The sequence below is a fragment of the Mesotoga sp. B105.6.4 genome (assembly GCF_002896535.1).
In the GTDB taxonomy this organism is placed as follows: Bacteria; Thermotogota; Thermotogae; order Petrotogales; family Kosmotogaceae; genus Mesotoga.
Genome location: NZ_JWIM01000005.1, coordinates 1 through 11,195 on the forward strand (window position 1 = coordinate 1; position 11,195 = coordinate 11,195).

Annotated in this window: 11 protein-coding genes; 8 read left to right on the forward strand and 3 right to left on the reverse strand. The window is 44.9% G+C overall.

Annotation, left to right across the window (positions count from 1 at the left end):
- The first annotated feature begins 116 nt into the window (after positions 1-116).
- The 8 genes from RJ60_RS01470 to gltX are packed head-to-tail and all read left to right on the forward strand — an operon-like array spanning position 117 to position 7,530.
- Positions 117-1,202, forward strand: a complete 1,086-nt coding sequence (locus RJ60_RS01470) for an FtsW/RodA/SpoVE family cell cycle protein (protein ID WP_103133917.1) — start codon at positions 117-119, stop codon at positions 1,200-1,202.
- A 22-nt stretch (positions 1,203-1,224) separates the two neighbouring features.
- Positions 1,225-2,139, forward strand: a complete 915-nt coding sequence (gene ftcD / locus RJ60_RS01475; RefSeq protein ID WP_103133918.1) for a glutamate formimidoyltransferase — start codon at positions 1,225-1,227, stop codon at positions 2,137-2,139.
- Positions 2,140-2,141: 2 nt separating this feature from the next.
- Positions 2,142-3,353, forward strand: coding sequence for an imidazolonepropionase (gene hutI / locus RJ60_RS01480; protein WP_103133919.1), 1,212 nt, complete (start codon positions 2,142-2,144; stop codon positions 3,351-3,353).
- Positions 3,350-3,817: a 23S rRNA (pseudouridine(1915)-N(3))-methyltransferase RlmH gene (locus RJ60_RS01485; protein ID WP_103133920.1), complete on the forward strand. Its 468-nt coding sequence runs from the start codon at positions 3,350-3,352 to the stop codon at positions 3,815-3,817. Before hutI ends, RJ60_RS01485 begins: the two co-directional genes overlap by 4 nt.
- 20 nt (positions 3,818-3,837) lie before the next feature.
- The gene (locus RJ60_RS01490) at positions 3,838-5,205 is read left to right on the forward strand and encodes a hemolysin family protein (RefSeq protein ID WP_103133921.1); all 1,368 of its coding nucleotides are present in this window, start codon (positions 3,838-3,840) and stop codon (positions 5,203-5,205) included.
- Positions 5,159-5,551 carry a cytidine deaminase gene (locus RJ60_RS01495; RefSeq protein WP_099830650.1) on the forward strand — a complete coding sequence of 131 codons (393 nt, stop codon included), beginning with the start codon at positions 5,159-5,161 and terminating at the stop codon, positions 5,549-5,551. The genes RJ60_RS01490 and RJ60_RS01495 overlap by 47 nt, the downstream gene beginning before the upstream one ends.
- A gap of 1 nt (position 5,552) precedes the next feature.
- On the forward strand, positions 5,553-6,089 hold the full coding sequence (locus tag RJ60_RS01500) for an NUDIX hydrolase (RefSeq protein WP_099830651.1): 537 nt from the start codon (positions 5,553-5,555) through the stop codon (positions 6,087-6,089).
- Entirely contained in the window at positions 6,082-7,530 is a 1,449-nt protein-coding gene (gene gltX, locus RJ60_RS01505; RefSeq protein ID WP_103133933.1) for a glutamate--tRNA ligase, read from the forward strand. The genes RJ60_RS01500 and gltX overlap by 8 nt, the downstream gene beginning before the upstream one ends.
- A gap of 35 nt (positions 7,531-7,565) precedes the next feature.
- On the opposite strand, the gene RJ60_RS01510 is transcribed toward gltX, so the two are convergent.
- The 3 genes from RJ60_RS01510 to RJ60_RS01520 are packed head-to-tail and all read right to left on the reverse strand — an operon-like array spanning position 7,566 to position 11,115.
- Entirely contained in the window at positions 7,566-8,525 is a 960-nt protein-coding gene (locus RJ60_RS01510; RefSeq protein ID WP_099830652.1) for an ABC transporter permease, read from the reverse strand.
- Complete coding sequence (locus RJ60_RS01515) at positions 8,522-9,577, reverse strand: ABC transporter permease (RefSeq protein ID WP_099830653.1); 1,056 nt, start codon at positions 9,575-9,577, stop codon at positions 8,522-8,524. The genes RJ60_RS01510 and RJ60_RS01515 overlap by 4 nt, the downstream gene beginning before the upstream one ends.
- Positions 9,574-11,115: an ABC transporter ATP-binding protein gene (locus RJ60_RS01520; protein ID WP_180979884.1), complete on the reverse strand. Its 1,542-nt coding sequence runs from the start codon at positions 11,113-11,115 to the stop codon at positions 9,574-9,576. The genes RJ60_RS01515 and RJ60_RS01520 overlap by 4 nt, the downstream gene beginning before the upstream one ends.
- Positions 11,116-11,195 lie beyond the last annotated feature (80 nt).

Sequence of the window (11,195 nt, forward strand, 5' to 3'; positions counted from 1 at the left end):
TTTAATTATGATGCATTACGTCTGAGACGACGTGACCACTGTCGGCGAATCAACATCTAGAATCTCAAGTAGAATAATTAAGATATATAATTGTTTCGGGCGAGAGGAGAGCATTAATGAGGAGAAGAGCAGAGTTTTTACTTCCAATATTCATGATTTCTATAATGGTGTTTGGCCTCATCGTGTTGTTTAGCGCGACTTTTGGTGAGAGAGAGGAGTATCTGTTCGGAAGGCAATTGGTTTGGGTGCTGCTTTCTTGTGCTGTCTTCGTTTTCACGGCGTATGTGATTAAGAGAAACTTTTGGAAGAGTATGTCTATTGTCTTGATTTTTGCTTCCGTAGTCACTTTGGTCGCAGTTCTCTATTTGGGTTCTGGAGAAGGTTCAAGAAGATGGATAGACCTGGGCATCGCCAGTTTTCAGCCATCCGAGCTGGCCAAATTCTCTTTGATACTTTTCTTGGGGTTCATCTATTCTAGGGAAGCGAAAAACAAATACGGCCTTTTCTCTCTTGGTGTTCTCTCTGCCGCCATCTTTGCAGGTCTGATTTATCTGGAACCCGATCTCGGTTCGACGATCATAATTGTAGTAATCTGGTACTTTGTTACTCTCATCAGCAAGAGATTTGATAAACTGATGATTGCGATGACTGCTTTGATTGCTTTCTTTGTTCCAGTTGTCTTTATGTTCGGGCTCAAGCCATATCAAAGGGATAGGCTCCTCAGCTTCCTGAATCCAGAAGAATATGCGTCAGGTGCCGCCTATAATACTATTCAGGCAATCAGAGCAATTGGTTCTGGAGGTCTTGAAGGTACCGGAATGCTTCAGGGTACTATGAACAGACTTGGATACGTTCCAGCAGATCACACAGATTTCATTTTCTCGGTTCTGGGGGAGGAATGGGGTTTCATAGGCTCCGTTTCGCTTATAGTGTTGTATTCTTTGCTCTTATGGAGAATCTGGTCGATTACCAGAAAAACCACAAGTGAGTTTGGTAGAATAGTTCTTAGCGGGATATTCGCTGTTTTTGCCTTTCACGTGGTACAGAATATCGGAATGAATCTGGGGCTTCTGCCAGTCACGGGCATACCTTTGCCATTTGTAAGTTACGGTGGATCGTCATCGATGATATTCGCGCTACAGTTGGGTATTGTCCAAAGTTACACAGGTAAAGAGGTCGAGTACGATAGAGAACATGAATAGCAGTTTGTTTGAGGAGGTACAGATGAGACTCATTGAATCAGTGCCAAATTTCAGTGAAGGAAGAAGGCTGGATGTGGTCGAACAGATTGTCGAAGAGTCCAGTAAGGTAAAGAATGTATGGGTTTTAGATTATTCAAGTGATGCTGATCACAATCGTTCTGTCGTTACGATTGCCGGTGAACCCGAAGCAGTTGAAACTGCTCTGTTCAATATGACTCTTAAAGCAAAAGAACTGATCGATCTAAGAAACCATTCTGGTGAACATCCGAGGATGGGAGCAACTGATGTTATTCCTCTCGTTCCAGTTATGAACACGACAAAGGAGGAATGCGTGGAACTCTCCAAGAAACTGGGAAAGAGAATTGGTGACGAGCTACAGATTCCAGTCTACCTGTATGAAGACTCCGCGACTTGTTCGGAGCGTGTAAGTCTCTCAAACATAAGAAAAGGAGAGTTCGAAAACTTTGCTTCGAAGATCGCTGACGAACAGTGGAAACCTGATTTTGGTCCTTCAGAGATTCATCCTTCTGCAGGTGTTGTGGCGGTGGGTTGTAGAGAGTATCTTATCGCTTTCAACGTAAATTTGGGAACTGACAAAATCGAGATTGCAAATAAGATCGCGAAGTCAATCAGACATATAAGCGGAGGATTTCGGTATGTGAAGGCGCTTGGCTTCAGACTAGAGGACAGGAATATGGTTCAGATCTCGATGAACATGACCAATTACAAAAAGACTCCTCTATTCAGGGTATTCGAAGTGATAAGGTCGGAAGCTGAAAGGTACGGAGTTCCGATTGTAGGATCTGAAATAGTAGGACTTACTCCACTTCAGGCACTTGTTGATGTTGCTGATCATTATCTTAGGCTCGAGAGATTTTCCAGCTCCTCAATTCTTGAGAAGAAGGTGCTGGATTTCATTGCAGACAAGGATAGTTAGAGATGTTGGTTGATTTGGCAATTGTCGACGTCTTGCAGACTGCTTCACCTCCAGAATTGGGGCCGTTAAGGGGCAAGAAAATGTCCTCTCTTGAAATCAAACGCGGTGTGAACATTGCAATTGAGGGAGGCAAGATTACTTATGTCGGTAGCGAATTTGTGAAGGCGAACGAGTATGTTGATGGCAGCCAGCTGGTGGTTATTCCCGGATTTGTCGATTGTCATACCCACATCCCGTTTGTCGGCAGTAGAAGTGATGAGTTCATAATGCGGCTTTCTGGGAAGAGTTATATGGACATAATGAATGCAGGAGGGGGTATCAGGTCAACCGTAAGAGAAGTAAGAAGCGCTCCTGCTTCCAGAATTGTGGCCGAGTCAATGGGATACCTTGACGCGATGCTTTCTCTTGGAGTTACTACTATTGAGGGCAAAAGCGGTTACGGTCTCGACAGGGATAACGAACTCAAGCAGCTGAAGGTTCTTAAGACATTGAATTCCATTCACCCAATGGACATTATTCCCACTTTTCTGGGTGCCCATGCATTGACAGAGGAGTATCGATCTGCAGAGGAATTTCTGGATTCGATGGCAGACATGTTCTCTGAACTTGGAGAATACACCGATACGGTTGACATTTTCTGCGAGAAGGGTGTGTTCAACGAAATGCAGTCGAGAAAGTATTTGAGTAAGGCGAAAAAAATGGGATTCAAGACGAAACTCCACGCGGATGAACTTTCATCATCAGGAGGCGGAAGGTTAGCGGTTGAGCTTGGAGCCACCTCCGCCGATCACTTGATCTCCGCAGACAATGAGACATTAGAACTCCTGGCGAAGAGCGATACAGTTTGCACTCTTCTGCCTGGAACATCTTTCTTCCTTAATGAGGATTTTGCACGAGGTCGCGAATTGATAGATAGGGGAGCTATAGTTGCATTAGCCTCAGACTTCAATCCCGGTTCCTGCAACATCTATAACCCTTTCTTAATAATATTCTTGGCGGTTTCGCGTTGTGGTCTTTCCGTAGAAGAAGCGATAAATGCTTACACTGCGAATAGCGCATACGCTTTGCGTCTTGAGAGTAGAAAGGGTAGAGTAGAGCAAGGATACGATGCCGATTTGCTGCTTCTGAAGGTGAAGGATTACAGTGAAATCGTCTACAATTTCTCTAGAGATCTCGTAAAGGGAGTAATCAAGAGTGGAAAGATAGTAAGATGAATATCAGGATTTTTGCAACGGGGAAGCCAAAGTCGAGTTTTGTTGTTGAGGGTATCGACCAGTATAGAAAATGGCTCAGCAGCTTTGGTAAAGTTGGTATTGAGTATCTCCCTCTAGGAGGCAACACCTCCAGGAACAAGGAGATAGTCAAAGAGAGAGAAGGCAAGAGGTATTTGAAAATAGCCAACTCGAGCGACAAGATACTCCTTCTTGACGAACTAGGAGAACATCGCTCATCGGAAGAGTTTGCACGAATGCTTGAAAAATGGCAAAATATAGGAGTAAGCGGCCTGACTTTCTTCATTGGGGGACCCTTGGGTTTTAGTGAAGAGGTTCTATCGAAGGGCTGGCAACAGCTGTCCTTGTCAAGAATGACATTTACGCATGAAATGGCCGTTCTAATTCTTTTGGAGCAGCTTTTCAGGGCACATACTATTCTTGACAACAGACCGTATCATTATTGATTTGGAGGTGCAAATAAGAAGTGGAAGACCCTACTAGTAGCGGGGACCCTGTTTCGCTTATACTGAATCTGGCACTGCTTGGCTTCCTTCTCTATCTTTCGGGCATCTTCTCTGGAACTGAAACGGCTCTCATGTCGATGAGCAAATTGAAGCTACGCGATCTTATGGATGACAAAGAAAAGCGGTTCAGCAAGTCTGTTAGGTATTTCGTAGAGAACCCTAATTCGGTTCTTACGGCTATACTTGTCATGAACAATGTTGTGAACATACTATCTTCATCACTCGCAACCTTGCTTGCACTGCAGCTCCTTCCGAGCAACTCCGCAGGGATTGCCGCAGCGCTTGTTACGGGAGTTATGACATTCTTAATACTTGTGTTTGGAGAGATCACTCCGAAGATCTTTGCAAGAGAAAACTCTGAAAGACTCTTTAGAAAAATGATAACGGTAATTTCCGTAATCACGATGATTCTGAAACCTCTTTTGTGGCTTCTGTTACGCATCTCGAATTTCTTTATAGTCTTCATTGGAGGTAAGAAAGCCGATTTTGCTCCCTTCATAACCGAAGACGAGATTAGGTCGGCCGTCGATGCCGGCCATGAAGAAGGGGTTCTTCAGTCGGAAGAGAGAATGATTATGAAGAGGACGCTCGAATTGAAGGACATCTCGGTGAAGGAGATTATGACTCCAAGGGTGGAAATCGTTGCACTTGAAGAGGAAAAGCCGCTAATTGACCTAATGGAATTAGTAGAATCGGAAGGCTATTCTCGCTATCCTATTTACAGAGAAAACATTGATAGAATTGTCGGAGTTTGCTACGCGAAAGATCTGCTAAATTTCTTACTCGAAAGGAAGGATAACGAAGTCCTGCATAGCATTAGTGTCGAGGAAATTATGAGAGCACCGTATTTCGTGCCCGAGACGAAGAAAGTCGATGATCTGTTAAGAGAATTCAGAGAGAAGAAGAATCATCTCGCGGTAGTTATCGATGAGTATGGCGGGACAGCAGGGATAATAACAATGGAAGATGTAATTGAAGAGCTTACCGGTGAGATCCTGGATGAGTATGACGAAGAGTCCGAAGAGATTATGATAGAGAGGCTAGGAGAAGGCGAGTTCATTGTTGACGGAATGACACCAATAAATGATATCGAGAGAGAACTTGAGCACCATTTTCCAGATACTGAGTTTGAGACAATAGGAGGCTATCTTCTGGAAGTACTTGAAAGGTTTCCGGAAGTCGGAGAGAAGATAATTGTTAATGGCTTTACTTTTGAGATCCTCGCTGCTGGAAAGAATAAAGTTGAGAAGATCAGGCTCATTGTTGACAGGAGGAAGGTTGATGAAAGACAAATCAGAGGAGATAATGCTAATTCAGAAAGCTATTGAGGCAAAGGATAGATCCTATTCGCCATATTCAGGGTTTCCTGTTGGTGCGGCCTTGCTTACTGAGGAAGGCGAAGTGTTCGTTGGAACCAATGTAGAAAACAGTTCTTATGGACTTTCCATCTGTGCCGAAAGATCTGCGATTGTTTCGGCTGTCTCACAAGGATACAGGAAGTTCAGGAGTATTGCAATAGTTAGTAACAGAAAGGAACCGACTTCTCCGTGCGGGGCCTGCAGACAGTTCATGGCAGAATTTGGAAATTTCGAGGTGATTCTAGTGGGCGATGGAATAACCAAGAGAACTACTTCCTATGAGCTCCTGCCACTGCATTTTGAGATGGAGAAGTAAGATGGAGCATTCGATAAGAAAGGAGAAAATCTTTTCGGGCAGAATTCTTGATCTTGAAAGACACACCGTCTCAATCCAAGACGGTACTACGGCGTTTAGAGAGGTTGTTCGTCATCCCGGTGCCGTTGCTGTCGTTCCATTCGTAGATGATAAATTGCTGCTCGTGAAGCAATACCGTTTCCCCGTTCAGAAGTTCATGCTCGAGATACCTGCCGGAAAGCTTGATGCCGGTGAGAACCCAGAAGACTGCGCCAGAAGAGAACTGCTGGAAGAGACGGGATATGTTACAAGATACTTACGCAAACTGACTACGATTGAGACTTCGCCGGGATTTTCCGATGAGATAATTCATATCTACCTTGCAGAGGTGGAAAGGGTTCAGGATCCCTGTCCCGATGAAGGAGAGTTTGTGGTGCCGATTCTGATCGACTCAAGAGAGGCGATCAGAATGATTGTTGACGGACAAATAACTGATAGCAAGAGTATTTCGGGGATTTTACTTGCTTTTGCTGGAAGGGAAAGTGATGATGATGATTAGAGTAAGGTTTGCGCCCAGCCCTACTGGATACCTTCATGTTGGTGGTGCCAGAACTGCGTTGTTCAATTACCTGTTTGCGAAGCATTACGGCGGCAAGCTCGTCCTTCGTATTGAAGATACCGACGTTTCAAGATCCACAAAGGAATTTGAGGAGCAACTCATGGAGTCACTTTTGTGGTTGGGGATCACCTGGGATGAAGGACCCGATGTGGGTGGGTCCTTTGGGCCCTATAGACAAAGTGAAAGAGGAGAAGTTTACAGCGAGATGGTATTCGATCTCCTTAAAAGGGGGCTAGCCTACAATGTCTATGCTTATCCTGAAGACATTGAAGCGCTTCACGATGAAATGCTTTCGGAAGGAAAGGCACCTCATTATTCTCAAGAGATGCTGGAGGTCTTCAACTCGCCAGAAAGGGTTTCGGAGTTCGAAGCCAAAGGACTTAATCCGGTTGTCTTCTTTAACATGCCACGCAAGGAGTACAGGCTTCCCGATAAAATCAAAGGCGAGGTCGTTTTCAAAGAGGGAGCAATTGGAGACTTTGTGATAATGCGGTCCAACGGTCAACCAATATATAATTTTGCGGTAGTTGCTGATGACATTTCTATGGAGATTTCTCACGTTTTACGAGGAGATGATCATCTATCTAATACCCTAAGGCAACTTGCTCTTTATGAAGCTTTTGGAGCACCAATACCATCTTTTGCACACTTGTCGATGATTCTTGGGCCAGATGGAAAGAAGTTGAGCAAAAGACATGGAGATACATCTGTAGAGCAATTCAGAGAGAAAGGCTTTTTGCCAGAATCTTTCTTCAATTTTCTTACTTTACTAGGGTGGTCACATCCTGATGGTAAGGAGATCTTACGACACGAGGAGATAATCGAAAGCTTTTCGATTGAGAGAGTGAATACGAGCGCTGCAATCTTCGATGAGGCCAAGGCAAGATGGATGAACGGGGTCTACATTCGTGAATGCGATTTGGATAGGATAACCGATCTGACGATTCCGTTTATTGTGAGAGCAGGTCTAATGTCTTCAGAAGAAGTCATCGCCAATAGGAAGTGGTTGAGAAGGGCAATTGACTCCGTTCGAAAGGGAGTGGAAACCCTATTGGAAGTGCCGGAGAAAATGCATCTTTATTTCGAAGAGCCGGAAATCTCTACCTTCAACCCCTCTAGTGATATCGATAGGGGAATCTATAGGGCTCTTGAGGCCTTCAAAGACAGAATAGAGTATCTTGATGCATGGAACAACGATGAAATAGTCGGGACGATCAGAGCAGTTCTCAACGAATTCAAACCCGATAGAAAGGGGTTCTACATGTCCTTGAGACATATTCTAACAGCGGCTGATGAAGGGCCAGAACTTGTTGATGTTATCTTTCTTCTCGGTAGAAACAAGACTTTGAACAGACTTCAACAGGCTCTGAGATTTGTGTAAAACAAGAGGTCCCGAAAGGCCTCTTGTTTTCGTAATCAGGATTCTTTTTCGTAAGGTATTCCCGAAGCAGCAGGTGATCGCGTCTTGCCAATAAAACCGCCCACCACTATCAGCGTGACAACAAATGGAATCATATTGAATAATGGTTTCACACCTGCCGATACCGACACAATTGAACTACTCTGTAACTGCAGGTTCATCGCTTCCGCCGCTCCAAACAGTATTGCAGCCCACATGGCCCCAACCGGATTCCAGTTTCCGAGGATCATAGCGGCAAGAGCAATAAATCCCCTTCCATGAATCATATTCTCAACGAATCTTCCCAGTTCACCGACCGAAAGAAAGGCCCCGGCAAGACTTGCGAAAACTCCACTCATTAGAACTCCGAAATATCTGATCTTGTAGACGCTTATTCCTAGAGTATCAGCAGCTTCAGGATTTTCTCCGACCGCTCTCATTTGAAGACCAAGAGGTGTTCTGTACAGTAAGAACCAGCTGGCAACAACCGCAATTACTGCGATATACGTAAAAGGACTCATAGAGCCAAAAATCTCGCCTATGAAAGGGATACCCTTCAACCAACCTGCGTCAAGGTATGGAACTCTTCCAATGAAATCGGTCTGGCCTTCGTTTCCAAAGATCGGAATCATCAGGAATGAAGTTGTTCCCTGAGCGATTATCACAAGAGCGGTAGCACTAACTATCTGATTAGCCGACCACCTAATACTTGCCCATGCGTGGAACCAGGTGAACCCCGTTCCTATGATGACGGCCATTAGTACACCGATCCAGGCGTTACCAGAAAGTAGGGTGAAGACGATCGAGGTAAAAGCTCCCATGAGCATAATACCTTCAAGAGCGATGTTCGTAACGCCGGTGACTTCGCTGTAAGTGCCTCCAAGAGCGGCGAATATTAAAGGAGTCGCAGAGAGCAAAGTGAGTTTATAGAATAGGGGGTTGACAAGTATTGCGAAGATCGCTTCGATCCAGCTCATATAGCAGTCACTCCTTTCTTTCGCTTCCACAGTATAAGAGTGGAGACAATTCTCTCAGCAGCCACAAGGAAGATTACTATCCCCTGAATGATCGATACGATGTCATTAGGGATTTGGGCTCTAATCTGCATCGCGTTGGAGCCTGTTCTTAAGGCTGCTATCAGAAGAGCCGCAAAAATTATTCCGATTGGGTGGTTTCTCCCAATTAACGCAATGGTGATACCGTCAAATCCTCTTCCCCCTGTGAGTTCGCCGACGAATCTATGAGGAGGAACTCCAATGAGGTCGACGATTCCTGCCATACCAGCAAGAGCACCACTAATTGCCATTGTAAGAATTATGCTCTTTCTAATACTAATACCACCATACTCAGCCGCATGCTGGTTGAATCCTACGGCCTTTAACTTGTAACCGATGGTGGTCTTCTCTATCAGGATGTACATTATGATCGCTACAGCAATGGCAATGAAAATCCCAACGCTTAGTTCAGTAGCCTGAACTTTTAGTATTACCGGAAGCTTCGATGCTTCTGCAACTTCCGGACTCTTCGGAGTACCGGAGCCGACCGCCAAGGGTCCGGTCACCATATAGGAAGCAAGGTTAGCTGCAATCCAGTTGAGCATGATCGTTGAAATAACTTCATGCGCTCCAGTGAAAGCTTTCAGAAAACCAGCTATTGATGCCCAGAAGGCACCTGCGAGCATTCCGACTATAATTGAAAGAGGGATGGCAATAACCGAAGGAATTCCCCCGATATTCATGGCTACTATTGCACCTATTAGGGCACCCATCGTCATCTGGCCTTCAGCGCCTATGTTGAAGACTCCTGCTCTGAATCCGAACCCGACTGCGAGACCGGTTAGAATCAGGGGTGTCATCTTCATAATAGTATCTGCAAGTGCTTCCTGACTACCAAACGCGCCGTCAATCATTATGGAATATGCAGTAATTGGGTTCTTACCGATCATGATAATAATCACGGAAGCTATCAGGAGAGCTATCAAAACGGAGACGATCGGTACTAGTAATGCGTAGATCTTGCTGGTATTCATCCTTCATCACTCCGTTCCCTAACGACTTCGGCCTTTTTATGCCCTGCCATCATAAGTCCTATTTCCTCTCTGTCGACTTCATCTGGAGTAACTTCTCCCATAATCTCTCCTTCATAGAAGACAAGTATCCTGTCAGAGAGAGAAAAAATCTCATCGAGTTCCATTGAGATTAGAAGCATGGCAATGCCCTTGCCGCGCATCGAAATCAAAGTCTTATGAATAAACTCGATTGCTCCGATATCCAGACCTCTGGTGGGCTGAGAGACTACCACAACTTTCGGTTCTATCGGAACAACGCTCAGTTCTCGGCCCACGACAACCTTCTGCTGATTCCCGCCCGAGAGGTTGCCAGCGAGCATGTTTATGTTCTTTGGTCTCACATCGAAAGCATCTACTACGCCTCTTGAGAATTCCTTTACGTTTCTAAGGTTTATGAACCCCTCTTGAGAAAAGGGCTCTTCGTCTTGTTTACCAAGGATGAGGTTGTAATAGACTGGATACTGGGCTATCATTCCCCTTCTCAGTCTATTCTCAGGGATGTGTGTCAAACCAGCTTCTCTTATTTCAAGCGCCGTTTGATTAGTAAGATCAACGCCACTCAAGTATATGTTTCCTTTATCAACTTTCCTAAGACCGGTGATCGCCTCGATAAGCTCTGTCTGACCGTTACCTGCTACGCCGGCGATTCCCACAATTTCCCCCTGACGAACCGAGAACGAGACACCATTGACCGTATCTAAGTTTCGATTATCCTTCACATGGAGATCTTTGACTTCTAGAACGGTTTCGCCGGCGCGTTTCTCTTCCTTTTCGACTCTTAGGAGAACTTCTCTTCCGACCATCATGTTTGCAAGTTGTCTGGGATTTGTGTCTTTGGTGTTCACCTTACCGGTTACTTTCCCGAGTCTCATAACTGTCACCCTATCGGTAATAGCCATGACTTCATTTAGCTTATGAGTGATGAAAATAATCGTCTTTCCATTATCTCTTAACACTCTAAGTATTTTGAAAAGCTCTTCGGTCTCCTGAGGGGTTAGAACGGCTGTCGGTTCATCGAAAACGAGAATCTCGGCACCCCTGAATAGGATCTTCAGAATCTCAACTCTTTGCTGCATACCAACTGGAATGTCTTCAATAAAAGCATCCACATCAACGGCTAGTCCGTACTTTTTAGACAAGTCCGTAACGATCTTACGCGACTTGTTAGTGTCCATGAACATTTTGAAGGGACCGTACTTCGGTTCTGAACCTAGAACTACGTTTTCAGCGACAGTCAGGTTATCCACCAACATGAAATGTTGGTGGACCATCCCGATTCCTATGTCAATAGCATCCTTTGGCCCGTTGATAACTGTTTTCTTACCATTTATGAAGATCTCTCCTTCGTCAGGAGTATAAAGCCCATACAACTGATTCATGAGAGTAGACTTTCCTGCTCCGTTCTCGCCCACAAGCGCATGTATTTCGCCTTTCCTAACAAAGAAATCCACATGATCATTAGCAACAACGGAAGGGAAGGTCTTCACAATTCCTTTCATAGCTACTGCGATACCTGAGAGATCGAGGCTTTCAACGTAGCTTTCTTCCACACGCTCACCTCCATCGTTCATGATACGAA